The organism is Arthrobacter sp. TJ-254 (genome assembly GCF_058269175.1).
This window is the reverse complement of record NZ_JBZCNF010000003.1, coordinates 612,639-637,570: the sequence shown is the minus strand read 5'-3', so window position 1 is coordinate 637,570 and position 24,932 is coordinate 612,639. Positions and strand designations below refer to the sequence as shown.

The 24,932-nt window shown below is 67.4% G+C and carries 18 protein-coding genes; 8 read left to right on the top strand and 10 right to left on the bottom strand.

Annotation, left to right across the window (positions count from 1 at the left end; translation table 11 throughout):
- Positions 1–82: 82 nt before the first annotated feature.
- Positions 83–1,495 (bottom strand): MFS transporter, encoded by a 1,413-nt coding sequence (locus AC4D14_RS11510; protein WP_490902371.1) that lies wholly within the window; start codon positions 1,493–1,495, stop codon positions 83–85.
- 144 nt (positions 1,496–1,639) lie between these two features.
- Positions 1,640–3,040, bottom strand: a complete 1,401-nt coding sequence (locus AC4D14_RS11505; protein ID WP_490902369.1) for an NAD(P)H-quinone dehydrogenase — start codon at positions 3,038–3,040, stop codon at positions 1,640–1,642.
- A gap of 202 nt (positions 3,041–3,242) precedes the next feature.
- Here AC4D14_RS11505 and AC4D14_RS11500 point away from each other — a divergent pair, with 202 nt between their 5' ends.
- The 4 genes from AC4D14_RS11500 (at position 3,243) to AC4D14_RS11485 (ending at position 6,999) form a co-directional block, all read left to right on the top strand.
- Positions 3,243–4,043 carry a purine-nucleoside phosphorylase gene (locus tag AC4D14_RS11500; RefSeq protein WP_490902368.1) on the top strand — a complete coding sequence of 267 codons (801 nt, stop codon included), beginning with the start codon at positions 3,243–3,245 and terminating at the stop codon, positions 4,041–4,043.
- A gap of 54 nt (positions 4,044–4,097) precedes the next feature.
- Positions 4,098–5,834: a phospho-sugar mutase gene (locus AC4D14_RS11495; RefSeq protein WP_490902366.1), complete on the top strand. Its 1,737-nt coding sequence runs from the start codon at positions 4,098–4,100 to the stop codon at positions 5,832–5,834.
- Between the two features lie 118 nt (positions 5,835–5,952).
- Positions 5,953–6,633, top strand: coding sequence for a deoxyribose-phosphate aldolase (deoC, locus tag AC4D14_RS11490; RefSeq protein ID WP_490902365.1), 681 nt, complete (start codon positions 5,953–5,955; stop codon positions 6,631–6,633).
- 39 nt (positions 6,634–6,672) lie between these two features.
- Positions 6,673–6,999, top strand: a complete 327-nt coding sequence (locus AC4D14_RS11485) for a hypothetical protein (RefSeq protein WP_490902364.1) — start codon at positions 6,673–6,675, stop codon at positions 6,997–6,999.
- 177 nt (positions 7,000–7,176) lie between these two features.
- Here AC4D14_RS11485 and mfd read toward each other — a convergent pair whose 3' ends face one another.
- Positions 7,177–10,776 carry a transcription-repair coupling factor gene (mfd, locus tag AC4D14_RS11480; RefSeq protein WP_490902362.1) on the bottom strand — a complete coding sequence of 1,200 codons (3,600 nt, stop codon included), beginning with the start codon at positions 10,774–10,776 and terminating at the stop codon, positions 7,177–7,179.
- A gap of 342 nt (positions 10,777–11,118) precedes the next feature.
- Between mfd and AC4D14_RS11475 the strand changes: the two genes are divergently transcribed.
- From AC4D14_RS11475 to AC4D14_RS11460, 4 genes are all read left to right on the top strand, one after another.
- Entirely contained in the window at positions 11,119–11,616 is a 498-nt protein-coding gene (locus tag AC4D14_RS11475) for a DUF2505 domain-containing protein (protein WP_490902360.1), read from the top strand.
- 16 nt (positions 11,617–11,632) lie between these two features.
- The gene (locus AC4D14_RS11470) at positions 11,633–11,854 is read left to right on the top strand and encodes an SCO4848 family membrane protein (RefSeq protein ID WP_459285029.1); all 222 of its coding nucleotides are present in this window, start codon (positions 11,633–11,635) and stop codon (positions 11,852–11,854) included.
- A 64-nt stretch (positions 11,855–11,918) separates the two neighbouring features.
- Positions 11,919–13,262 carry a Na+/H+ antiporter NhaA gene (gene nhaA, locus AC4D14_RS11465; protein WP_490902358.1) on the top strand — a complete coding sequence of 448 codons (1,344 nt, stop codon included), beginning with the start codon at positions 11,919–11,921 and terminating at the stop codon, positions 13,260–13,262.
- An 8-nt stretch (positions 13,263–13,270) separates the two neighbouring features.
- A complete protein-coding gene (locus AC4D14_RS11460; RefSeq protein WP_490902356.1) occupies positions 13,271–14,989 on the top strand; it encodes a sensor histidine kinase in 1,719 nt (572 codons plus the stop codon).
- A gap of 13 nt (positions 14,990–15,002) precedes the next feature.
- Here the strand turns inward: AC4D14_RS11460 and sufU are convergent, their stop codons facing one another.
- The 7 genes from sufU to AC4D14_RS11425 all read right to left on the bottom strand — a co-directional run bounded on the left by sufU (position 15,003) and on the right by AC4D14_RS11425 (position 24,884).
- Positions 15,003–15,455: a Fe-S cluster assembly sulfur transfer protein SufU gene (sufU, locus tag AC4D14_RS11455; protein ID WP_490902354.1), complete on the bottom strand. Its 453-nt coding sequence runs from the start codon at positions 15,453–15,455 to the stop codon at positions 15,003–15,005.
- Positions 15,455–16,771 carry an aminotransferase class V-fold PLP-dependent enzyme gene (locus AC4D14_RS11450; protein ID WP_490902352.1) on the bottom strand — a complete coding sequence of 439 codons (1,317 nt, stop codon included), beginning with the start codon at positions 16,769–16,771 and terminating at the stop codon, positions 15,455–15,457. Before AC4D14_RS11450 ends, sufU begins: the two co-directional genes overlap by 1 nt.
- 691 nt (positions 16,772–17,462) lie before the next feature.
- Positions 17,463–18,656: a glycosyltransferase gene (locus AC4D14_RS11445; RefSeq protein WP_490902350.1), complete on the bottom strand. Its 1,194-nt coding sequence runs from the start codon at positions 18,654–18,656 to the stop codon at positions 17,463–17,465.
- Positions 18,657–18,665: 9 nt separating this feature from the next.
- Positions 18,666–20,279, bottom strand: coding sequence for an ArnT family glycosyltransferase (locus AC4D14_RS11440; RefSeq protein ID WP_490902348.1), 1,614 nt, complete (start codon positions 20,277–20,279; stop codon positions 18,666–18,668).
- Positions 20,280–20,324: 45 nt separating this feature from the next.
- Positions 20,325–21,611, bottom strand: coding sequence for a glycosyltransferase (locus AC4D14_RS11435; protein WP_490902346.1), 1,287 nt, complete (start codon positions 21,609–21,611; stop codon positions 20,325–20,327).
- Positions 21,612–21,669: 58 nt separating this feature from the next.
- The gene (locus tag AC4D14_RS11430; RefSeq protein ID WP_490902344.1) at positions 21,670–22,377 is read right to left on the bottom strand and encodes a hypothetical protein; all 708 of its coding nucleotides are present in this window, start codon (positions 22,375–22,377) and stop codon (positions 21,670–21,672) included.
- Positions 22,365–24,884 carry a galactose oxidase early set domain-containing protein gene (locus tag AC4D14_RS11425; protein ID WP_490902342.1) on the bottom strand — a complete coding sequence of 840 codons (2,520 nt, stop codon included), beginning with the start codon at positions 24,882–24,884 and terminating at the stop codon, positions 22,365–22,367. The genes AC4D14_RS11430 and AC4D14_RS11425 overlap by 13 nt, the downstream gene beginning before the upstream one ends.
- Positions 24,885–24,932: the final 48 nt, after the last annotated feature.

Sequence of the window (24,932 nt, the reverse complement as noted above, 5' to 3'; positions counted from 1 at the left end):
CCCTCCCCTCCTCCCCCCCCCCCCCCCCCCCCCCCCCCCCCCCCCGCCGCTTGGGAAAGGATGCCGGGATCCCGGCCCGTCCTCAGGCGATATTGTTCTCGTAGTCGCGGTCCCGGGTCTCGCGGGAGATCCACAGGGCAATAAAGGTGAGTACCGCTGCGAGGCTCAGGTAGAGCCCCACAAGGAAGGTGCTTCCGTCCGCGACCTTCCACAGCGCAATGGCAACGAAGGAGGCCGGCGCAGCTCCGATCACGCTGGAGAGGTTGTAGGCCACGGCTGAGCCGGTGTAGCGGACGTTCGCCGGGAACAGCTCCGGCAGGACGGCCGCCATCGGTCCGAAGGTCAGCCCCATGAGGATGAACCCGATGATCAGCAGCGCTATCGCACCGGTGGCGCCCGCGCCGAAGAACGGAACCCAGGTGAACCCGAAGACGGCGATGCCGGCGGTGACCACCAGGAGCATCTTGCGGCGGCCGAACCGCTCCGCCAGCGGCCCGGAGACCAGCGTGAAGATCCCGAAGAACACGACACCGAGGATGAGCATCCACAGGAAGTCGCCGCGGGCGATTCCGAGCCCCGGCACGAAGCCGGCGGCCTGGGCGTCGGTGAAGGTCTTGCCCGCAGCCTCGGCTCCCGCCCGGGCCTGCTCAACCGTCGCGGGGCTGGTGCCGTAGGTCAGGGTGAACGAGGTCATGAGGTAGAACAGCACGTACGTGGCGAACATGATGAACGTGCCAAGGAGCAGGGGCCGCCAGTGGCGCCGGAAGACTTCGCCGAGGGGAAGCTTCACGACCAGGCCGCGCTCCTGCACCTTCTGGAACGAGAGGCTCTCGATGAGCTTGAGCCGCACGTAGAGGCCGATTATGACCATCACAGCACTGAGCAGGAACGGCACGCGCCAGCCCCAGCTCAGGAACTGCTCGTCGGTCAGGGTGGAGTTCAGGAGGACGAAGAGCAGGTTCGCGATGATGAAGCCGATGGGGGCTCCGAGCTGCGGGAAAGTCCCGAACACGGCGCGCTTGCCCTTGGGTGCGTTTTCGGTGGCCAGCAGGGCGGCACCGCTCCATTCGCCGCCGAGTGCCAGCCCCTGGAAGAAGCGCAGCACAACGAGCAGCAGCGGGGCCAGGATGATCCAGCCCGCGTTCTCCGCGGTGGGAAGCAGCCCGATTAGGAAGGTGGCGATGCCCATGGTGAGCAGGGAGGCAACGAGTGTTGCCTTGCGCCCGATCTTGTCGCCGTAGTGGCCGAAGATGATTGAGCCAAGGGGCCTCGCCACGAAGGCGACGCCGAAGACGGCGAACGAGCTCAGGAGCTGGTTTGCCGGGGTGGCGTTGGGGAAGAACAGCGCGGGGAACACAAGCACCGACGCCGTGGCGTAGATGTAGAAGTCGTAGAACTCAATTGTGGTGCCGATGAGGCTGGCGAAGATAACGCGGCCGCGGGAGTTGAGCGGCGCGGCGGCCTCGCCTTGAACGGCGGGCGATGATGAGGACATGAGGGCGGCTTCCTGGTGCGGGGCGCCCCGTTCCGAGGCCGTGCCGGAAAGCCGGTACGGGACGGAGCAATTCCATGAACCCGATTATGGAACCACTGTTGTCCACAGAGTGGATAAGTCTGTCCACTCTGTGGACGCACGCTGCTACAGGTGGACGTGGAGCCGGCGCGCCGCCTCGGAGATCGAACCGGTGAGGGACGGGTAGACGGTGAAGGTGTTGGCGACGTCGTCGACGTGGAGCTTCTTGGTTACGGCGATCGCGAGCGGGAAGATCAGCTCCGAGGCCCGCGGTCCGACGACAACCCCGCCGATCACCGTGCCCGACCCGGCACGGGCGATGACCTTGATGAAGCCGTCCTTGACGTTCATCATCTTTGCCCGCGCGTTCGTCGAGAGCGAGAGCTTGATGACGTCGCCCTGGTACCGGCCCGACTCGATGTCCGCCTCGGAGACTCCGACAGTTGCGATCTCCGGGGAGGTGAAAATGTTCGAGGCGACCTGCTTGAGCTTCAGGGGTGTGACGCTGTCGCCCATCAGGTGGGCGATCGCGATGCGCCCCTGCATCGCCGCAACCGAGGCGAGCGCAAGGACACCGGTGCAGTCGCCGGCAGCGTAGACGTTCGGGGCCGTGGTCCTCGAGACGCTGTCAACCACGATGTGGCCCGAGTCCGTCACGGCGACTCCGGCTTCCTCGAGCCCGATGCCTGCCGTGTTGGGGACGGCGCCAACGGCCATGAGGCAGTGGCTTCCCTCGATGACCTGGCCGTCGGAGAGGAGCACCTCGACGCCGTCGGCGGTGCGCTTGACGCGGTCGGCGCGGGTCTTGGAGAGCACCGTCATGCCGCGCTCGCGGAACACGCCCTCAAGGACTGCCGCGGCGTCGGCGTCCTCGCCGGGGAGGACCTGGTCCCGGCTCGAGACGAGGGTGACCTTCGCTCCGAGGCCGTTGTAGGCGGAGGCGAACTCGGCGCCGGTGACGCCCGAGCCGACCACGATCAGGTGCTCGGGGATCTTCTCCAGCTTGTAGACCTGGGTCCAGTTGAAGATGCGTTCGCCGTCGGGCTGGGCGGAGGGCAGTTCACGCGGATGGGCTCCGACCGAGATGAGGACGGCGTCGGCTTCGATGATCGAGGTCTCCCCGTCGACCTCCACCTCGAGGCGGTGGTTGTCAAGGAGCTTTCCGGTCCCGATGATCACGCGCACTCCGGCACGCTCCAGGGTGCGGCGGATGTCGGAGGACTGCTCGAGGGCGAGCTTCAGGAGCCGCTGGTTGACCTTGTGGAGGTCCGCGCTCACGACGGCGGTCTCGCCGAACTCGACCCCGAGGCTGTGGGCGTCGGTGAGCCGGGTCATTGTGTCGGCCGTGGCGATGAGGGTCTTCGAGGGCACCACGTCGGTGAGCACTGCCGATCCGCCAAGGCCTGCCCGCTCCACGATGGTGACGTCCGCGCCGAGCGAGGAGGCGACCATCGCCGCCTCGTAACCGCCAGGCCCTCCGCCGAGGATCGCGAGGCGCCGTGAACTGGTTTCCTGTTGTGTGGTCACAAGTCGTTATTCTCCCTTATGCAGCGCGCCGACCCAAACGTTCGCCGGCGCAATTTTTCCCCAATGACGCGCCCCCGCATCCGAATGCGACAGCCGCGGCAGCAATACCGCGTGCGGCCGTCGCTTCCGGGTGCGGCGGCCGCAGGTGCGCGCCCGGGGCGGGCGGTGGAACGGCCCAACCGCAAGGGGGTAGGTTGTACCGGTGACGAATGATCCTTTTGACCTGGCGCACAGCGCCGCCGAATACATTGCACAGGCCACCGGCGTCGAGCAGCACGACATTGCGCTCGTCCTCGGATCGGGCTGGGGCGAGGCAGCCGAACTCATCGGCGAGACCACCCATACCCTGAGCGCCTCCGACATCCCGGGCTTTTCCGCCCCTGCCGTCGTCGGGCATGTCGGCACGATCCGTTCTGTGCTGACCCCGTCCGGGAAGCGCGTGCTGATCCTTGGCGCCCGCACCCACTACTACGAAGGCAAGGGCGTGCGCGCCGTCGTCCACGGCGTGCGCACTGCCGCTGCCGCGGGGGTGAAGACGCTGATCCTGACCAACGGGTGCGGCGGGCTCAACGAGGCGTGGAAGCCGGGCACACCGGTGATGATCAGCGACCACATCAACCTGACCGCCACCTCGCCCCTCGAGGGGGCGACGTTCGTCGATCTCACCGACCTCTACTCGCGGCGGCTGCGCGGCCTCGCCCTCGAGGTCGACCCGTCCCTCGAAGAGGGCGTCTACGCCCAGTTCACCGGCCCGCACTACGAAACCCCGGCCGAGGTCCAGTACGCCAAGCGGATCGGTGTCGACCTCGTGGGCATGTCCACGGCGCTTGAGGCGATCGCCGCCCGGCACGTGGGCCTTGAGGTGTTCGGCATTTCGCTCGTGACCAACCTCGCTGCCGGAATCAGCCCGGTGCCGCTGAGCCACGCCGAAGTCCTTGAGGCCGGGCAGGCCGCCGGTCCCCGTATTTCCCGCCTCCTCGCCGGCATCGTGGCCAAGCTCTAGGCGAAGCCCGGAACCGATGTCCCCCCTCTCCACCGCACCGAAGCAGGTTTGGCAATGAACCCCGATCAGCAGCACCTCCTGACCACCGCCGGAGCCTGGGCAGCCGCCGACCCGGACCAGCAGACCGCCGCCGAGCTGAGGGAACTCCTCGAAACGGCACAGTCGGGTGCTCCTGCGGCGGACGCGGCGCTGGCCGAGCTGCAGGACCGCTTCTCGGGACCCCTCCTGTTCGGCACCGCGGGCCTGCGCGCCGCGCTCGGGGCCGGGCCGAACCGCATGAACCGGGTCGTTGTGCGCCGCGCCGCCGCGGGGGTCGCCGCGTACGCCCTTGAACTCGCGGCGGGCAATGGCGGAGGCGGCGGCTACGTGCCCCGTGCGGTCGTCGGCTTCGACGCACGGCACAACTCGAGGATCTTCGCCGAGGAGACCGCCGCGATTTTCACCGCCGCGGGAATCGAAACCTTCCTTCTGCCCTCCGAGCTGCCGACCCCGGTGCTCGCCTACGCGGTGCGGGCCCTGGCGTGCGAGGTGGGCATCATGGTCACCGCCAGCCACAACCCGCCCCAGGACAACGGCTACAAGGTCTACCTTGGCGGACGAGCCGTTGACGAGGACGCACGCGGCGTCCAGATCGTCGCACCCCACGACGCCGGCATCGCCGCGCATATCGCGGCGGTCGGAGCACTCGACGGGGTTCCGCTCGCGGACGGCGGCTGGAGCGTGCTCCCCGCGTCGATCGAGGACGACTACATCGCCACGATCACCGGTCTTTCCGACCCGGAGGTGGGCGGCCGCGACCTCTCGATCGTGCTCACCCCGCTGCACGGCGTCGGCGGCCGCACCGCGCAGGCCGTCCTTGCGGCGGCCGGCTTCACCAACGTCACGGTGGTCAAGGAACAGGCCGATCCCGATCCCGACTTCCCGACCGTCGCCTTCCCCAACCCGGAAGAGCCCGGCGCCCTGGATCTCGCCCTCGCGGCCGCCGCCGCCTCCGGCGCCGACCTCGTCATCGCCAACGACCCCGACGCCGACCGCGTGGCGCTTGCCGCCGTCGACCCCGCCACGGGTTCCTGGCGCATGCTGCGCGGGGACGAGGTGGGCACCCTGCTGGGCATCTACCTTGCCTCACGGTACGCCGCCGCCGATTCCGCGCCGGTGTTCGCCAACTCGATCGTCTCCTCCCGCCTGCTGAGCAAGGTGGCCGCGGCCGCCGGCATCCTCCACGCGCAGACCCTCACCGGCTTCAAGTGGATCGCCCGCGTCCCCGGACTCGCCTACGGCTACGAGGAGGCGCTGGGCTACTGCGTCGCACCGCAGTCGGTGCGGGACAAGGACGGAATCTCCGCCGGGTTGCTCCTGGCCGAACTCGCCGCCGCCACCCGCACCGCAGGGCTCACCCTCTTCGACCTGCTCGACCGGGCCTACCTCGAGCACGGCGTGCACGCGGCCGACCAGGTGTCGCTCAGGGTCGACAACCTGGCGCTGCTCGGTGAGATGATGGCGCGGCTTCGCGCGAACCCCCCGGCGGCCTTCGCCGGTTCCCCCGTTGCCCACGCCCAGGATCTCGCGCAGGGATCGGCCGGGCTCCCCCCGACCGACGGGCTCCTTTACCTCACCGAGGACTCGACCCGCGTGATCATCCGCCCCAGCGGCACCGAACCCAAGCTCAAGTGCTACCTCGAAGTGGTTGAGCCGGCCGCGTCGGCCGCCGCACTCGGCGGGGCCAAGGCCGACGCCGCGGCACGCCTCGCCGCGGTCGGTGCCGACGTCCGGGCGGCACTGGGCGCCTAGGCCGACCCGCTTGCCCGGCAGCCGTCCCGGCCCTGCCCGGGACGGCTGCCGGAGGTTCAGGGACCCCTCCCGGCGCGGGCGTTGCCGGGAGGAACCGGAGGCGTGAAAAGATGGAACCATGCCTAATGACATTTCCCTCGCCTCCTACATCGACCACACCCTCCTGAAGCCCGAGGCAAGCCGCGAGCAGATCCTCAGCATGTGCGAAGAGGCCGTGCAGTACGGGTTCAAGTCGGTGTGCGTCAACCCGATCTGGGTCAGCACCGTCCGCACCGCCGTCAAGGACAGCGGCGTGCTGACCTGCTCCGTGATCGGCTTCCCCTTCGGCGCGACACCCACCGAGGTCAAGGTCTTCGAAGCCAACGGTGCCGTGGCCGACGGCGCCGACGAGATCGACATGGTCATCAACATCGCCGCGGCCCGGGCCGGCGAGTACGAGGCCCTGGTGAACGACATCCGTGCGGTGGCCGAGGCGGTGCACTCCGGTGGAGCGATCCTCAAGGTCATCATCGAAACCTCGCAGCTCAACGACGAGCAGAAAGTCCTTGCCAGCAAGGCCTCCGTCGAGGCAGGGGCCGACTTCGTGAAGACCTCCACCGGGTTCAACGGCGGCGGAGCCACGGTCGAGGACGTTGCGCTGATGCGCAGAACCGTTGGACCGGACGTGGGCGTCAAGGCCTCGGGCGGGGTGCGCACCCTGGCCGACGCGAAGGCGATGATCGCCGCCGGGGCATCGCGGATCGGTGCCAGCTCGGGAGTCGCTATCCTTAAGGGTGAACAGGGCTCCGCGGGTTACTGACGGGCAGCACGAACGTTTCTTAGTCGAAGGAGTTTCACCATGTCACACCCCATTGAGGCCGACGCAGCGCGGCCCGAGCGCCAGCAGCCCGTAGCCGAGGACCGGCAGCCCTCGCACGCCGGCGAGGGACGCCTCGTCGAGAACATCGTGGTGTTCGCCATCATGTTCGTCCTGTTCGCGGCGGCACTCTGGGTCATCACCTTCTTCGACCAGACAAACGTCTGGCCCTTCGCCGTCTGCCTCATCCTTGCCTTCGTCGCGTTCTTCGTGCCGCAGGGCATCCTGGGCCGCTCGGACACCGGCTCCGACCTCGCCGCGGGCAACCGCCGCCGGTCGAAGCCGACCTCCGCCGCCGTCGACTCCTGACCCGGCCGGAGGGCAGTATGCACTCCCGGATTCCGAAAGAGGCCGCCCCCGCAAGGGGGCGGCCTCTTCTGTCGGAACCGTTCCTGTTGGCACGGTTCCGAACCGGCACTGTTTCAAGCCGCACTGTTGCTCAGTGCTGCTGGGGCGCGCCGGGCCGGCTGACGCCGGTGCCCGCCGTTAGCCGGTGAACACCGCATCAACGACGTTCTTCACCCATTCGAGGATCTCGGCGTCCACGAGGTCCCGGCCGCCGATCCGCGCCGTCTTGGGCTTGGGCACGAGCACCGCGTTGAGGGCCGGCTTGACCGAGGATCCCGGATACATCCGCGCCAGCCGCATCTGTTTCGACTCCGGAAGGTCGGCCGGAGCGAACTTGATGAAGTTGCCCTGGAGGGCGACGTCGGTGAGTCCTGCCGCTCGGGCCGCCACGCGGAAACGCGCAACAGCGATCAGGTTGGCCACGGGAGGCGGAAGCTCCCCGTAGCGGTCGACGAGCTCGGCAACCACCTCGTCGATCGCCTCGTTCGTGGAGGCCGCCGCGAGCTTGCGGTACGCCTCGAGCCGCAGCCGCTCCCCCGGCACGTAGTCGTGCGGCAGGTGGGCGTTGACCGGCAATTCGATCTTCATCTCCGCGGCCTTCTCCTCAGCTTCCCCACGGAAGTTCGCAACGGCCTCGCCCACGAGCCGGATGTAGAGGTCGAAACCGACGCCCTGGATATGGCCCGACTGCTCTCCGCCAAGCAGGTTGCCGGCGCCGCGGATCTCGAGGTCCTTCAACGCCAGCTGCATTCCGGCGCCGAGTTCGTTGTGGGAAGCCACGGCTTTGAGCCGCTCGAGTGCCACCTCGCCCAGCGGCTTCTCCGTCGGGTAGAGGAAGTACGCGTAGGCGCGTTCGCGCCCGCGTCCCACGCGCCCGCGCAGCTGGTGCAGCTGGGAGAGCCCGTAGTTGTCGGCCCGGTCGACGATCAGGGTGTTGGCATTGGAGATGTCGAGTCCGGTCTCAATGATCGTCGTGCAGACGAGCACGTCGAAACGCTTCTCCCAGAAGTCGACGATGATCTGTTCCAGGCGCGACTCGCTCATCTGCCCGTGCGCAACCGCAACCCGGGCCTCCGGCACCAGTTCGCGCAGCTGCGCCGCGGTGCGGTCGATGGAGGAGACCCGGTTGTGGACGAAGAACACCTGGCCCTCGCGCATCAGCTCCCGCCGGATGGCGGCGGACGCCTGCTTGTCGGTGTAGGGGCCCACATAGGTGAGGACGGGGTGGCGCTCCTCGGGCGGGGTTGCCAGCGTGGAGGTCTCCCGGATGCCGGTCAGTGACATCTCGAGGGTCCGCGGGATCGGGGTGGCGCTCATGGCAAGCACGTCGACGTTGGTGCGCATCTTCTTCAGCGCCTCCTTGTGCTCAACGCCGAAGCGCTGCTCCTCGTCAACGATCACCAGGCCGAGGTCCTTGAAGGCGATTTCCTTGGAGAGCAGCCGGTGCGTGCCAATGACGACGTCGACGGCTCCGGAGGCAAGCCCTGCGGCGGTCTCCTTCGATTCCTTGGCGGTCTGGAAGCGGGACATCGGGCGGACCTGCACGGGGAAGCCGGAGAACCGTTCCGAGAACGTCTCGAAGTGCTGCTGCACCAGCAGCGTGGTCGGCACGAGCACCGCCACCTGCTTGCCGTCCTGGACGGCCTTGAAAGCCGCCCGCACCGCGATTTCGGTCTTGCCGTAGCCGACGTCTCCGGAGACCAGCCGGTCCATCGGCACTTCGCGCTCCATGTCGGCCTTGACCTCATTGATCGTTGTCAGCTGATCCGGGGTCTCTACGTAGGGGAAAGCCTCCTCGAGGTCGCGCTGCCACGTGGTGTCCGGGCCGAATGCGTGGCCACGCGAGGCCATACGCGCCGAGTAGAGCCGGATCAGTTCCCCGGCAATTTCCTTGACGGCCTTCCGGGCCTGGTTCTTCGTCTTGCTCCAGTCGGATCCGCCCATCTTGCTCAGCGCCGGTGCGTCCCCGCCCACGTAGCGGGTCACCTGGTCGAGCTGGTCGGTCGGCACGAACAGCCGGTCACCGGGTGCGCCGCGCTTGGACGGCGCGTACTCGAGCACCAGGTACTCCCGGGTGGTCCGGGTCGGCCCGGCCCCGGTGGAGCGCTGCATCAGCTCGACGAACCGCGCCACGCCGTGCTGTTCGTGGACAACGTAGTCGCCCTCTTTGAGCTGCAGCGGATCCACGGCGTTGCGCCGGCGGGAGGGCATCTTGCGCATGTCCCGGGTGCCGTGCGCGCTGGTGCGCCCCAGCAGGTCGGCCTCGGTCAGCAGACCCAGCTTCAGGGAGTCGACAACGAATCCGCGCCCGGCGCGCGCTGTGGTGATCTCGATCATGCCCGGCTGCGGCGTGCTGCCGAGTGCGTCGACGCGGCGGGCGGGAATGTTCGAGTCGGCGAACAGCTCGGCAAGGCGCTTGGCCGGCCCGGGACCGTCCGTGGCAACGACAACGCGCCAGGAGTCGCGGATGCGCCCGCCGATGAACTCCATCATCTCGGCAACATCGCCCTGGTAGCCGCGGGGTTCGCGGGCGTGGAGGCTGAAGCTGTCGACGTCGGCAAGCAGGTCGTCGTCGGCGCCAAGCGAGGTGATCCCCCACCAGGCAACGCCGTGCTCGAGGGCCGTGGTGCGGGTCTCGGTCAGGGACCTGAAGCTCGCCGCCTGCAGTTCAGTGCCGAGGCCGCCGCCGAGGTCGAGCGGCGCGGCGCCGCCGTCGGATGCGGTGGACCAGGCCGCGGCGAGGAACTCCTCGTTCGTCGCGGCGAGGTCGAAGGCGCGGGCACGCACCTTCTCCGGTTCGATGACGACGGCGAGCGAGCCCTCGGGAAGTTCCCCGACGAACGGCACCATCGAATCGACGAGGACCGGCGCGAGGGACTCCATCCCTTCGACGGCGATCCCACCGGCGATCTTCTCGAGCATGCCGGCCGCGGCGGGCAGCTGAGGTCCGAGCTTCGCCGCCCGTGACATGACCGAGGGGGTGATCAGCAGTTCACGGCAGGGAGGGGCGTAGAGGACCGATGGATGCTCCGCGGAGGAAAGCGAGCGCTGGTCGGCGACGGCGAACCAGCGCATCGACTCGACTTCGTCGCCGAAGAAGTCGATGCGCACCGGGTGGTCCTCGGTCGGCGGGAACACGTCGATGATCCCGCCGCGCACGGCGAACTCGCCGCGGTGGGTGACCATGTCGACCCGGGCATAGGCTGCGTCGCTGAGCGCGCGGACCACGTCGTCGAAGGGCATTTCGTCGCCGACCTTGAGCGTCACCGGTTTCAGTTCGCCAAGCCCCGCCACAAGCGGCTGGACGACGGCGCGGATCGGTGCCGTGATGATCCGTACGGGTGAGCCTTCGGGGTGGGCTAGCCGCCGCAGGACGGAGAGCCGCCGGCCAACGGTGTCGGAGCGCGGGGAGAGACGTTCGTGGGGCAGGGTCTCCCAGCTGGGAAACTCCTCGATTTCCGAATCCGGGAGGTAGCTGCGCAGGGCCGCGGCGAGGTCCTCGGCTTCGCGGCCGGTGGCGGTGACAGCAACCACCACCGGTGCCGCCTGGGCGAGGTTTTCTGCCTCGTCCCCGCGCAGCCCGTCGACCATTTCGGCAAGCAGGGCCGCCCGCATGCCGGGAGGGGCGCCGACCTGGAGGTCGGTGCTGCGGCTGGTTCCCCTCCGGGAGGCGTTGGTGCGTACACGGGAGTAGGAGGCGTCCTCGGCGAGCGCAACACGCAGTCCGTTGAGGTTCATGGGGTCGGCTCCTAGATGGGTTGCGCTGTCGTTCCGTCGCTGCCGCTGGGACGGGCTGTGGCGCCGGAACGGAGATGGTCGATGCCGGCCGGGTTGACGGACAGCACAAAAGGCCGGAATTCGCAGCGAATCCCGGGAACGGTCCTCCCAGTTTACCGCGTGCCCACCGCCGGGCTTTCGCACCCCGCGGGGCCCGGGCCGGTGCTGAAAGAGGCCGCGGCGGGGTTTCGGCGAGTAACCGCGGGGTGTGCGTGACGCTCGGGCGCAACGCAGACCGGCGCCTGCCGCGTTCGTCGAGGCCTTAGGATTGCACAAGCAAACCAACACCTATCCGGAGGAACTATGGCACTGAACGCCTCGACCACTCTGCCCTTCGACACAGCCGAGGTGACCCGCGTCTTCACCGACGAGGGCTTCCTGAAGCACATGAGCCAGCATGTCGGCGGAACCCTCGAGTCGCTCACTGTCAGCGGTCCCATCACCGAAGCCTTCACCCTGACGGCCGTGCGGACGATGCCGACGACCCGGCTGCCCGACATCGCCCGGAAGTTTGTCGGAGAAACGCTGAAGGTCACCCAGACCGAGCACTGGAGTGCGCCCGCCGCCGACGGCTCCCGCGAGGCGCAGGTCGAGATGGCCGTGGCGGGAGTGCCACTGAGCGTGACTGCGGTGCAGCGCCTCGTCACCGACGGCGCGGGCACCCGGGTTGACCTGACCGGCTCGGTGAGCTCATCGATCCCCTTCCTGGGCGGCAAGATCGCGGGAGCGGCCGAACCGATGATCGGCAAGGCCCTGAACGTCCAGGCGGCCGAAGCCCAGCGCTGGCTCGAAACCCACTAACCGGAAAGACCCAATCGTGTCATTACCCGCTCCACTTGCCCTCGTCCTGATCCTCTCCGGGGTCTGGACGCTCATCGTCTGGCCTCCGTTCCTCCGCCGGATCCTCAAGGATCCCCGGGCCAGGGATGAAAAAGGCGCACCCACGCGCTTCCTCACGGTTCACTTCATGCTCATCTCGACGTCAATGATCCTCGGACTTGCGACGGCGATCATCGGCGTACGCGCGTTGGCGGGCTAGCCCGTCCGACCGGGAACGGCCCGGTCCGAAACCATCACGACCTTCACCGCAGGAGGAGCCGCACATGTCCAGTGAATATTCCGGTAACCGCGTGCTCCAGCGCTCAAGCTATCCGGAGTACCTGCGGATCAACGAGATCCTGCGCAAGGAGACAGTCGGGGGGATCATCCTCCTCGTCGTGACGGTTGCTGCCCTCGTCTGGGCGAACTCGCCGGCCTCCGCCTCCTACTTCGCGCTGCGCGACTTCGAATTCGGCTACGAGCCCTGGCATTTGAAGCTCAGTGTCGGTGAGTGGGCGGCGGATGGTCTGCTCGCAATCTTCTTCTTCCTGACCGGGCTTGAGCTGAAGCGCGAGTTCGTTGCCGGGGACCTGCGCCGTTTCAGCCGAGCCATCGTTCCGGTGGCCGCCGCGGCCGGCGGAGTCCTCGTGCCGGCGCTCGTGTACACGGCGGTGAACCTCTCCTCCCCCGACACCCTGCGTGGCTGGGCCATCCCCACCGCCACCGATATTGCCTTCGCCCTTGCCGTGCTGGCAGTGATCAGTTCGCACCTTCCCGGGGCGCTGCGGATCTTCCTGCTCACGCTCGCCGTCGTCGATGACCTGATTGCCATTGCGATCATCGCGTTCTTCTACTCAACCGACGTCCATATGTCGTACCTGCTGTGGATGCTCCTGCCCCTTGGGCTTTTTGGCTTCCTCGCACAGAAGAACCCCCGCTACTTCGGCCGGCGCACACCTGCCGCCTGGTTCATCCTGCTGCCGCTCGGCGTCGTGGCCTGGGCGCTGATGCATGCCTCGGGGGTCCATGCCACAGTGGCGGGGGTCCTGCTCGGCTTCCTGGTTCCGGTGATGCGCAGGGGCAAGGGCGGCGTGGCAAAGCTGCCAACGCCCGAAAAGCCGGGCCTCGCCGAAATCTTCGAGCATCGGTTCCGGCCCCTGTCTACGGGCGTGGCAATCCCTCTGTTCGCGTTCTTCTCGGCGGGGGTGGCAATTGGAGGTGTGGAGGGCTTTGTTTCGGCACTCGATGATCCGGTGACGATCGGTATTCTGCTCGCCCTGGTCCTCGGTAAGCCCGTGGGGATCCTGCTCACCACCTGGGCGGTGACCAAGACGACGAAGGCGGATCTCGACCCGGGGCTGAGCTGGTGGGACGTCCTCGGTGTCGGGCTGTTGGCCGGGGTCGGGTTCACCGTCTCGCTGCTGGTCAACGACCTCAGCTTCGGGGCAGGGACCGAACACAACGACCACGCCAAGGTCGCCATCCTGTCGGCGTCGCTGGCGTCGGCACTGCTTGCGGCTGTTGTGCTGCGGTCGCGCAATCGGCGCTACCGCCGCATCGAGGAAGAGGAAAAGGCGGACTCCGACAACGACGGAATCCCCGATGTGTTCGAAGACCGAGAGAGCTAGCGGCACGGGTGACGCCTCAACGGAACCTCCGGTATCCCGGCGGAGCCCCCGGCCGGTCCGATGACCGGAAGCGCAAGGTCGCCCTCAGCCAGCTGGCGCTGACCTGCTCCATCGTCCTGGTCGTCCTCCTCGGCTGGATCCAGACCCCCGACGGTACGTTCTTCAACGACCTCCTGCTCGGTGGAATCGCCGTTCACTGTGCCCTGCTGCTGCTGGTCCTGCTCGTGCCCTGGCATGCCCTGCCCGCCGGGAGCGTCCTTGCCATACCCCTTGCCGATTTCATCACCCTGGGCCTGCTGCGGGCCGGGGCCGGGGAATTCCTGGCCGGGGTGGGGCTGCTGGCGGTGTTTCCCGTGGCATGGATCGCAGCCGCCAGGGTGCGGACCGGCACCGCAGTCGCCCTTGCGCTGGCGGGCGCTCTGGGCATTGTGTGGGCGCCCCTGGTGGCCGGTGGTGGAGAGTTCAGCGACTACCTGAAGCCGCTGCTCCTGCCGGTCGTCCTTGCCGGGCTCGCCGCGTTCGTCTCGGTGCTCACCACCGAACGCCGGGCCCAGGAGGAGATGCTGCGGGCGTCCCAGTCCGCCCTGCAGGAGTCGGCCGAGGCGCAGGAGCACCGTGAACGGCTCCTCGACGCCATTCTCGAAACCGTTGATGTGGGCGTGCTCGCCGTCGACCGCGACGGCCACGACGTGCTCATGAATGCGCGCCAGCGGGCGGCCCACGTCCTCGCCACGCCGCCCACGCACAACGACCCCAACGAGTCGCAGCTCCTGCTCTTCGGAGCGGACCGCGAAACCCCGCTGGCCGAGCACGAGCGCCCCGTACGGCGTGCGGTCCGTGGTGAGAGTTTCGCCGGAGTGCAGTTGTGGGCCGGAAGCGGCAGGGACCAGCGGGCCCTTTCGGTCTCGGCGCGGTCGATGCGCGACGACGACGGCGGATTCGCCGGGACGGTTGTCTCCTTCACCGATGTGACATCGCTGCTCGAAGCCCTCGCGGCCAAGGACGACTTCCTCTCCAACGTATCCCACGAGTTCCGCACTCCCCTGACCGCCGTCCTCGGCTTCCTCGAGCTGATCCTGGAGGGCCGGGAAGCACTGCCCGCGGAGGTGGTGCGCTACGTCGGCATCGCGCGGCGGAACGCCGTGCAGCTCGAAGGCCTCGTCGATGACCTGCTCTCCATCAGCGCAGGCACGTTCAGCGTCTCGCCCTCCCCGACCGATGTCGGGGAGCTCATCTCCCTCTGCGTCGCCTCCGCGCAGCCGCGCGCAGCGAACGCCGGAGTGCATCTGGCCGGCCGGGCGCCGGAAACACTCGAGGCGGTGGCCGATCCCCGGCGGCTGGGCCAGGCGCTGGATAACCTGCTGTCGAACGCCATCAAGTACAACCGCCCGGGCGGCACCGTCACCGTCAGCGCCGGCCTCCGGGACGACGTCCTTGTCATTGAGGTTCAGGACACCGGCATCGGCATCGAAGCCGATGAACTGAGCCGGGTGTTCGACCGGTTCTTTCGGTCCCCCGCCGTCCGCATCTCAACCGTCCAGGGAGTGGGACTTGGGCTGTTGATCACCAAGAGCATCGTCTCCGAGCACGGCGGTACGATCTCGGTGGCGAGCGACCCGGGCCGCGGGAGCACCTTCACCGTCAGCCTCCCGCAGGGAGCCTCCCCTGGTGCAGGAAACCACGACGGCGGTGACGACGGGGCGCGGCTTTCCCGGGCCCCGCACTGAAGGGCCGCGGATTTCAGCTGTTGGCCGCGAGCAGAGACTCCTCGAGTGCCACCCAGGCCAGCATGGCGCACTTCACGCGCGCCGGGTAGCGCGATACGCCGGCGAGGGCCGCGGCGTCGCCGAGCACCTCTTCGTCGGCGGCAACGGTTCCCCGCGAGCGCATCACCTCCCGGAAGATGTCAACGAGCGAGACCACCTCATCGCGCGGCAGGCCCTGGGTGAGGTCGGTGAGCACCGAGGCAGAAGCCATCGAAATTGCGCACCCGGCGCCCTCCCAGCTGACAGAGGTCACCGCGCCGGCGTCGACCACGGCCCGAAGGGTGATCTCATCGCCGCAGACGGGGTTCAGCTGGTGGGATTCCCCCATCTCGCCCGGCCCGTGGTGAGGGGCAAGCCCCGAACCGTGGCGCTCCTTCGCATGGTCGAGGATGATCTGCTGGTATAGCTGCTCAAGGTCGGTGTTCATCAGTGTGCTCCAAAGAAAGGACGGACCCCGGCGAGGGCGTCGAGGAAAAGGTCAACCTCGTCGGTGGTGTTGTATAGGTAGGTGCTCGCCCGAGTCGACGCGGTGAGCCCGAGCCGGCGGTGCAGCGGCTGCGCGCAGTGGTGGCCAACCCGCACCGCGATGCCCTTGTCGTCGAGGAACTGCCCGACGTCGTGGGCGTGGACGCCCTCTACATCGAACGCGGCAAGGCCGATCCGGGCCGCCCCGGGCCGCGGACCAAGGACACGGATCCCGTCCAGCCGTGAAAGGCCGTCGACCAGGCGCGCGCCAAGTTCGCTTTCCCACGCCTCGATGCGCTGCATTCCGGTTTCGGCGAGGTAGTTCACCGCCGTTCCCAGCGCGATCGCCTGGGAGATGCGCTGGGTTCCCGCCTCGAAACGGTTCGGCGCCGGAAGGTACTCGGCGGTTTCCATTGTGACCCTCGTGATCATTGAACCGCCGGTGAGGAACGGGGGCAGCGCGTTGAGGAGCTCGGCCCGCCCGTAGAGGGCTCCAATGCCCGTCGGCCCAAGCATCTTGTGCCCGGAGAAGACAAGGAAATCGACGTCGAGGGCCACCACGTCAACCTCGAGGTGCGGCACCGACTGGCACGCATCAAGGAGGGTCAGCGCGCCGGCGTTCCGGGCGAGCCGCACGAGTTCCGCCACGGGGTTGATGGTTCCCAGGACGTTCGAGGCGTGGGTGAACGCGAGGATCTTCGTGGCTGGGGTGAGCAGCGCCTCGGCCTCCTCCATGCGGAGGGCCCCGTCGTCATCAACCGGGATGAACCGCAGTTCCGCCCCGGTACGTGCCGCCAGCTCCTGCCAGGGAATGAGGTTTGCGTGGTGCTCCATCTCGGTCACGACGATCCGGTCGCCCGGCCCGACAGCGAAACGCTCGGCTGCCTTGCCTCCACGCCCTGCGGCGGCGTTCGACATGGCATAGGCGACGAGATTGATGGCCTCTGTGGCGTTGGAGGTCCACACCACTTCGTTGGGGCGGGCATTGATGAAGGCCGCGACAACCGCGCGTGCCCCTTCATAGGCGTCTGTTGCGTCGACGGCCAGGGAGTGTGCTCCCCGGTGGACGGCCGCGTTGCGCTGCTCGTAGAACTCCTGCTCGGCTTCAAGAACCGAAATGGGGTTCTGCGAGGTGGCGCCCGAATCCAGGTACACCAGCGGCTTGCCGTTGACTGTGGTGCCAAGGATCGGGAAGTCGTTGCGGATGCGCAGGACCTCGGCATTGTCCAGGGGCGCAGCGGGACGGAGCAGGGAGGCGGGCAGGGACACTGAATTCAACGCAGGACTCCTCGGTCAGCTCGGCGGCATGGACACGCGCGTCGGTTAACACCGTGCATCACCGTCTTTACCGGGATTCAGGGGCCACAAGCAGTGGCATTACGACACGCAACCGTAGGCTAATTCTCTCACGGCGCCGGGGAGTCCGCTTCCGGCCGCTGCCCGGTCTGTCGGGAAGCCTTGGTGGGCCTGCGGTGCTGGTGTGCCGGGCTCCCTGTGGTGCCCTGGTTCAGGACACCACAGGGAGCGCGGTCAATGTAAGGAGCCGACGACGGCTGGGGACGAGCCTTGGTCTCGGAAGGCTCTGACGTCGCCGGCTCCGCTCTGGGGCAACGCCGGCGCTTCCCCGGAGCGGCGGGACCGCCGGCGGGCAAGCACCGCATTGCAAACTGAACCGGCGCGGTGGGTATCCACCGGTGTCGGTCCTGCTGGCGGAGCTGGAAATATAGAAATCAGGGAAGAACCGGGGGCCGTTGCGGGCCGCCCGCTCCTTCTGTTCTGTAGCCTACGGCGGCTGGATGGGCCGCTCACGAGTAGGTCCTACCCGAGTTACCGGTGCCACTACTCCTGTAATTCGGCGGGCATACACCCATGGCAGGCGGGCATACACCAAGAACACTTGTCCACAGGCCGGGGCGTCCGGGCGCCCCGGAATCCGGGCACCGGAGCCCGGAATTCCGCCGTGCCGGCATCACACCTGGCCTGCTTCGGGTTCGAGCCTTGTGGTCCCCGCATCGGGCAGCTGAGGCAGGACCGCCGGAGTGGACAGGGTCGGCAGGATCGCCGCCGACGGCAGGAGCGCGCCGGTGGGCAGGGTACGTGGCAGGTAGACGACCTTCGAGTGGTACAGGTAGCGCAGCGTGAACGCCGCCGCGATGGTTCCCGCCTGTGCGAGCACGCTGTGGAAGGCGAGCACCTCGACGAGGAGGATCAGCAGCGGCAGCCGCAGCGCCGCTTCGAGGTTGTTGAAGCTGAAGGATTGAAGGAATCGGGTCCGCACCCGCGAGGCGCTGCTGCGGACCCCGCTGAAGACCAGGCGCTCCTGGAGCAGGAAGTTCGAGACGATTGTCAGTTCCGCGGCCACCACCGCGGCGAAGACGTAATGGGTGCCAAGGCCCAGCAGGGTCGCCATGATCAGCAGGTTGAGCACCGTGCCGGCGGCACCGACCGCCGCGAACAGGCCCACCCTGCCCACGCGCAGCTCCCCGACCTGCCGGAGGAAACGAAATCCCTCGCTCATTCCCGCCTTTGATTCCCCGGCGAAGCGCTTCGCGAAGATGAACGGCACCTCGGCGACGGCCAACGGCTGCCGGGCAAGGATTTCAAGGAGGATCTTGAAACCGCTCGGCTGCAGCACGCTGAGGTTGACCGCGGCGCGGCGGACCGCGAAGAAGCCGGTCATCGGATCGGAGCAGCTGCGCAGGCGGACGGGGAACAGGGTACGGGTCAGGAGCGTGGCGCCGACCGACACGAACCGGCGGTACCCGCCGGCAAGGCCCGCCGAGCTTCCTCCCTGCCCGCAGTAGCGGGAGGCGACGACGACGTCGGTTCCCGGCTGCTCGAGCCGTGCCAGCAGTACCGGGATCATTTCCGGCGGGTGCTGCAGGTCGCCGTCCATCACCAGGGCATAGGTTGCGGCGCTGGCCTTCATGCCTTCAATCACAGCGCCGCTGAGCCCTCCAACGGCCGCCGCACGATGGATCAGCCGCACCGGCATTGGCGTCTGGAGCGCTGCACGTTCAATGACCTGCGGTGTGTCGTCGGTGGAGTCGTCAACGAAGAGGATCTCGGCGTCGAGGCTGCGGCAGACCGCGGTGATGCCGCGCACCAGCTCTTCGATGTTCGGTGCTTCATTGAACGTTGGAACGATGACTGACAGTTTCATAGCGGCCCCCTAGCGCCCTGGATCCTGAGTTGGCTTGATGACCCGGCGCACGCTCCACTCACCGAACGTCTGTACGGGCACTGAATTCTTGACGACCTCCCCGGTGCGGGTCAGCCCGAGGCTTTCCACGTTCGCGGTCACGATGGGCCCGACGATGACCCAGTCGACATCCCGCCATCCGTTGGGGTGGTGGGTTTCGAACTGTTCGTCGAGGTCCGGCTTTTCCGTGGCGATCATCGTCCACGGGTCGTTCCATCCGCTCGAGTTGAGGTCGTACCACATCGAGTAGGGCGCGAGGACGACATCGTCCCGGGAGACGTTCTCCTGGACCCAGAGCATCGTCTCGCGCCAGTTGCCGTTGTTGTCGGCGGTCAGCAGCTCGCGGTCCTGCTCGAACCACTGGGGCACCGACATCAGCACGAGCGACGCCGTCAGCAGTGTGACGAAGCCGGTGCGCAGGGGCAGCTGGAGCAGCCGGAAACGCCGGCCGATGCGTTCGGCTCCGGACCATACGATGTCCACCCCCGAGCCGAGGGCGAGCGCAAGGAAGGGGATCACGGCGATGATGTACATGGCCGGCAGGTAGCCCTCGCCCAGCACGATCGGAACAGCGAAACAGGCGACGGCCACGGGGATGCACCGGGCCCGCCGGCGAAGCAGGCAGACAGCCGATGCGATGAGCCCGGCCGCGATGATGTACTTGTCGTAGTACAGCCAGCCGGTCCACAGCTCGGACCGGCTCGATCCAGCATCGAAGATCGTTCCCGAGCCGGAGCGCTCGAAGAACTGGTATTCAAGCGCCTCCTGGAGTGAGACATGGTCGGGCCCGGCGACAAGCTCGTTCCTGAGCAGTGCGGCAAGTGGATAGAACGCGAGCAGCAGGCCGCCGACGGCGAGGAAGCCGACGACGGAGAAGACCCGGTTGCTCCACCGCGGACGGTACATCAGGGCCAGCAGCAGGGCCGGGCCGAAGATGGCGAGCGTCTCCTTGGACAGCACGGCGATGGCGAAGCACGCCCCCGCTGCAACGTGATGCCAGAGCGCGTCGCGGGTCGACAGCGCAAGGTAGAAAGCCAGCAGCAGCCACGGCACGCCGATGTTGTCGAGGTAGACCTGCCGGCCGAGGACAAGCGAGAGCGGCGACAGGATGAAAATGACGGTGCTCAGTGCGGCGAAGGGTATGCGGACGGTCATCCGCCGTGCCAGCATATACAGCAGCAGCGCGCTGGCAACGAAGAAGAGGGAGATCACGTACCGCGTGGCGCCGATCGCCGTCCCGTCACCAAGCCCGAGCAGGGCTGGAAGCCAGTTCAGCGCAGCAATCTGGATCCAGCCCAGCGGCGGGTGGTCGTACCAGTACGTGTAGGGCGCCAGGGATCCCGAGTGGACGGCGAAAGCCTGGGACGTATAGGTCCCCTCGTCGTCCTGGTAGCTCGGTGAGCCGTTGAGGTTCCACAGGCTGAGCACCGACGCGGCGGCCAGCAGGACCGCCATTGTTGCCTTGTCCCAGCGGGAGAGCGAAGTAAGTGTGAAGGGCTGTGCTGTGCGCGGCGGCTGCGGAGGGCGCTTGGCCCTCTGCATCCGATCCCCGGCTGGCCCCAGCTCCAAGTCGAGTATCGCCATTGAATTACCTCCTGGTGGTGCCACCGCCGAGACGGGGCTTCATGGTCAAGAACGGATAGGGGCGGGCTCGTAGTCGATGTAGGCGAGATGGGCCCCCGAGTGGTCGGTCTTCTCCCACTTGAAATCGCGGCGGAGGAATTTCACCAGCGCCCGGAGTGCCGAGACCGCCAGGAGCATCTGGTAGAAGGGAGTTCCCACGACCAGCCGGAAGTAGTCGTAGGGCGAGAGCTTGAACCGGTGGTCGCGCCCGAACTCGCGGAGCATGCAGATGTCGAAGGCGATTGTCGCGAACGTCGGCACCAGCGGCAGGAAGGAAAGGAGCGTCACGATCAGGGGGAATCCGCCCCACACGGCCGCGGCGATCGCGATCGGGATGCATACGCCGGCGAACGCCATGAAGTGCTGCTGCATGAGCGTCCACCAGGCAATGGCGCGCATCCGGCGGGTGGGAAGCGCCTTCCAGTCGCCCTTGGCGAACACCTGCATGAACCCGAGGGACCACCGGGTGCGCTGGCGGATGAGGTTCGCCAGCGAATCGGGGGTTTCCTCCCGGGTCACCAGTTCGGGTGAGTAGGCGACGACGATCCTGCGGCCCAGTGTGGAAAGGCGTACACCGAGGTCGCAGTCCTCGGCGAGGCACGAGCCGTCCCATCCCCCGACCGCGTTGAGCAGTTCACGCCGGATGAAGACGGTGTTGCCCCCGAGCGGGATGAAGCCCTTGCTGGAATGGGCGTGGAGCCGTGAGCGGAACCAGGTGAAGTATTCGAGGCAGTTGCGCAGCGAGTACCAGGTGTCGCGGTAGTTGATCAGCTGGACAGCGCCCTGCACCACGTCGGCGTTCTTGGTCGCGAAAACGCTGTCGATGTGGCAGAGCAGTTCCCGCGCGGCGATCGACTCGGCGTCGAACACTCCGACGATCTCGTTGCGGCACATTGCCAGCGCGTTGTTGAGCTGGCGCGGCTTGTTCTTGACCTGACTCATGTCGACACTGACCCGGATGTGGTCGGGGTACTCGTTCGCCAGCTTGTAGGCCGAAGCCACGGTGTTCGGATCATCGTGCCCCACGGAGATGATGATTTCCTTCTGTGCGTGGGTCTGGTTGAGCAGCGCATTCACCGTCGCCCGCATGACGTTTTCCCGCTCGTTGCGGCACGGCATGATCAGGGAGAAGGAGAAGCTCTCGGTCTCCTGAAGCCCCGAATACGAGGTGCGGACCTGGGTCTTCGGATCCCACCAGGCGTAGGTGTTCAGGTAGAGCGTCGACGAGGCGATGGCGAACAGAACCAGGGCGATGAGGACGACCAGCACGCTGGCCAGGAACAGTGCGGTCATGACGGAGCTCCGGTGAAGTGGGTGCGGGTTGGCTTCAGGCCCGGGCGGGCGGCCGGACTCAGTCCCCGGGCCCGCACGCTGTGCCGTCCTTGTTCACGTCGAGTTTCTGCGGGTCCGCTTTGGCCTTCCGCACGGGCAGCCCGTCCGCGAAGTATTCGCGGACCTCGGCGCACGTCCAGGAATGCGGCATTGCGGCGGGATCCGCGCCGGCATCCTTCATCTGCTTCACGTGCGCGCCCAGGCTCGGCGGGATCGCGGGAAGGCACTGGCCGTCGGCCCCGTACTGGGGAAGACACCCGCCCAGCGATATCTCCTTGCCGCGCAGGACGTCGGCCGGTGAGACAGCGCCGCGCTGCTTGAGCCCGGCCGAGCGGTCCTTGGCCCCGGACTTCGGCCCCGCAGCAAGGCCCGCCTGGGCTTCTCCGGCCTTGGCCAGGGACACCTCGGACTTGCCGCCCACAGTGGGAGGTGTCTTCTCCGCTGCCATTGCCTGCCCCGGCGGAGTTCCCCCGGGCGCCGCCGGGGCGTGCCCCGGCGCCTTCGGATCGTGGCCGGCGGGGGCCGGGGCTTCCTTCACCGCCGGCTGCTCCTCGCCGACCCGTGCCGCATTGAGGGTTGCACCGGTATCGGGGGTGTTGACCGCCTCGATGGCCGACAGCCCGCCCCACACCAGGGCGACCGACGCTGCGGCGCCTGCGGCGGAAAGCACAGGCAGCCACCGCTTGTTGATCGTTTCGTTCGACTTGTTGTTTTTCACGAAATCCACACCCACCTAGCGATACTGGGAACTCCATTGGCATTGAGGACTGAGAGCATGTACGGCCCCGGAGGGAGGAGGTTCGGGTTAGCGGGGACCTGTGCGGTCCGTGCCGTCCCCGTCCCGGCGAGCGGCAGGTCCACGAGACGGGCATTGGTGTCCGTCTGGTGGGTTGCCGACATCGGCGCGATCAGTGAGGCCGCCGTCACATCACCGGTAATGCCGAGCTGGATGTTCTGCCCGTAGGTCGCCCTGGCGGGGGCTGCGGTGATTGTCGGACGAGGGCCCTTGAACAGGTACGGCGGGCTGTACAGGGAGATGCGGAACTCGAAGGAGTTGTCGCCCGGATTGGACCCCATGATCGCCACCTTGCCGTCGGGCATCAGGATCGACGTCGAGTGGTAGTTGCGTGAGATCGGATCCGGATCGATTGACTGCCAGGTGTTCGCCTTGGGGTTGTACAGGGCCGCCGTGCGGACGTCACCGGCGCGGTTGTACTGGGCGCCGTTGGCGGCGAGCACCGTGCGGTCCGGCAGGTTGACCAGGTTGACGTAGGTCTTTCCCGGGCCGGGAAGATCAGGCCCCGGCACGTACTGCGGCACCGCCTTGTTGAAGTCGATGATGTCGACCAGGTTGATCCCGGGGGCGTTGCCGTCGGTGTTGCCGCCGCCGACGATCATCAGCTTCTGGTCCTGGGCCGGTCCAATGAAGACAGAGCCGGCCTGGTCGCGCATGTCCTTCTGCCTCAGACCCGGCACGTCCCAGATCTTGGCCGTGGCCCAGTCGTAGACCGAAGCCCCGGTGCCGGGAAGCCCGTTGCCGAAGGTGTGGGCGCCGGTGTAGAACATCTTTCCGTCATCGAGCAGGAACATGTGGGGGTACGTGCCCCAGTAGCTCCAGGTCTGCGGCACCTGGTTCTGCGGCAGCCATGCCATGGCCGACGTGTCGAAGATCTCGGTGAGCACAGTGCCCTGGGCCTTCTCGTCAAGCCCGCCGGCAGACCACACGTCACCGTTGCCCAGCTTGGTCAGCGACGGGTACCAGTGCGCTCCGGCCATGTCCGCGAGCGGGTGGAACTTGTCGTCGACCGTGTCGAAGTAGTAGCTCCGATCGGCCCCCTTGAAGGTTGTGGGTCCCTGGTCGACCGTCGGGAATGCCTCGGTCCCTCCTGCCAGCAGTACCTTGCCGTCGGGGAGGGTGACGTGCCCCGCGCAGAACATGTCGTACGGGACAGGGACTTCCTTGAAGGTGTTGGTCGCAGGGGTCCAGACGACGGCCCTGAACGAACCGGCCCTGAAGGCGTTCTCGTCATTGCCTGAGCCGGCGATCAGCAGCAGGCGGCCGTCGTGAAGCAGGGTTGTGTGAATCGCCCGGATCGGCAGCTTGGTCGCGAGAACCTCCCACGAGCCGACGAGCTCGCCCGCACCGGCCGGAGGCGGCGGAGCCGGAGCGTACTTCTTCATCGAATACTTGGTGGTCTTGAGCGATCCGTTGCCTGTGATCGAAAGGCCGAACGAAATCCTGTCGACGCCGGCCGGGATGGCCGGTGTGCGCGCCGTTGCCGTCGTCCAGTTCGCCGCCGCGGGCAGTGCCTTAAGGTCGGTCCAGTACTTCCACCCTGTCGCGCTGTGCGTGAAGACGCTGAAACCCGTCAGCCCGGTGGCCGTTGTCTTATAGTCCACCGCAAGGTCGTATTGGACGCCGGGGGTCACCGCCGGGGCGCAGCCTGCGGCTTCCGACTGGATTAGCTTGGAGTCGCCGGACACATAGGCGCTGACATTGAATTCGAAAGACCGGGTACCTGCAGGAGAATTGGCGGGCACATCCGTCGTAAGACGGGAGGCCAGGGTTTTTTGTCCCCATCCCGCAGTTTGGAAGCATTCAGGAAAGGCCGCACCACGGGCCAGATTGCCATTGACGACCAATTCGGCGGCGTCAACCGGCGGGGCGACCGCGACCTCGGTCAGCGAGTAATCGTCGGTCACGACTTTTCCATTCGCCGCAAGGGAAAGGCCGAATATCACCCTGTCGGTCCCGGCCGGAATAACCGGCGTCGGTGCCTTTGCCAGGGTCCAGCCGGCTACTGCCGGAAGCTGCTTCACGTCACCCCAGTAGCTCCACCCCTGCGCGGTGTGGCGGAACATCGTCAGCGAAACCTTCGCCGTTGACTTGTACCAGACCTGCATGTCGTAGGTCTTTCCGGCCTGGACGGCCGGCGCGCATGCGTCGGTCTCGGTCTGAAGGAGCTTGCGGTCGCCCTGAGTGTAACCCTGGATGGCAACAGCGGCGGATCGGCCGCCCTCCCTGCCTGCCTCAAAGGTCCACGTACCCGCGGTGCCCCACCCCGACCGCGTGAAGCAGGTGGGCGTTCCGGCCCCGAGCTCAAGGGAGGGGTTCTGCACGAGGTTCACCGCAGGTGCTGCCTGCGCGGTCGGATTCGCGACGAAGTACATCGCGGCGAGGAGGAGGGTCAGCACCGCCGCGAGGAAGGCGGGAAGTCTTGTGGAGAATCTCACAGGAAATCTCCCCCCACGGCGCAGGCGAAACTCATCGCGCTTTCAACG

What these genes read in the sequence shown, in the direction of transcription:
- AC4D14_RS11510 (WP_490902371.1), bottom strand. Translation starts at nt 1,495, where the DNA reads ATGTCCTCATCATCGCCCGCCGTTCAAGGCGAGGCCGCCGCGCCGCTC.
- AC4D14_RS11495 (WP_490902366.1), top strand. Translation starts at nt 4,098, where the DNA reads ATGAACCCCGATCAGCAGCACCTCCTGACCACCGCCGGAGCCTGGGCA.
- deoC (WP_490902365.1), top strand. Translation starts at nt 5,953, where the DNA reads ATGCCTAATGACATTTCCCTCGCCTCCTACATCGACCACACCCTCCTG.
- AC4D14_RS11485 (WP_490902364.1), top strand. Translation starts at nt 6,673, where the DNA reads ATGTCACACCCCATTGAGGCCGACGCAGCGCGGCCCGAGCGCCAGCAG.
- mfd (WP_490902362.1), bottom strand. Translation starts at nt 10,776, where the DNA reads ATGAACCTCAACGGACTGCGTGTTGCGCTCGCCGAGGACGCCTCCTAC.
- AC4D14_RS11475 (WP_490902360.1), top strand. Translation starts at nt 11,119, where the DNA reads ATGGCACTGAACGCCTCGACCACTCTGCCCTTCGACACAGCCGAGGTG.
- nhaA (WP_490902358.1), top strand. Translation starts at nt 11,919, where the DNA reads ATGTCCAGTGAATATTCCGGTAACCGCGTGCTCCAGCGCTCAAGCTAT.
- sufU (WP_490902354.1), bottom strand. Translation starts at nt 15,455, where the DNA reads ATGAACACCGACCTTGAGCAGCTATACCAGCAGATCATCCTCGACCAT.
- AC4D14_RS11445 (WP_490902350.1), bottom strand. Translation starts at nt 18,656, where the DNA reads ATGAAACTGTCAGTCATCGTTCCAACGTTCAATGAAGCACCGAACATC.
- AC4D14_RS11440 (WP_490902348.1), bottom strand. Translation starts at nt 20,279, where the DNA reads ATGGCGATACTCGACTTGGAGCTGGGGCCAGCCGGGGATCGGATGCAG.
- AC4D14_RS11435 (WP_490902346.1), bottom strand. Translation starts at nt 21,611, where the DNA reads ATGACCGCACTGTTCCTGGCCAGCGTGCTGGTCGTCCTCATCGCCCTG.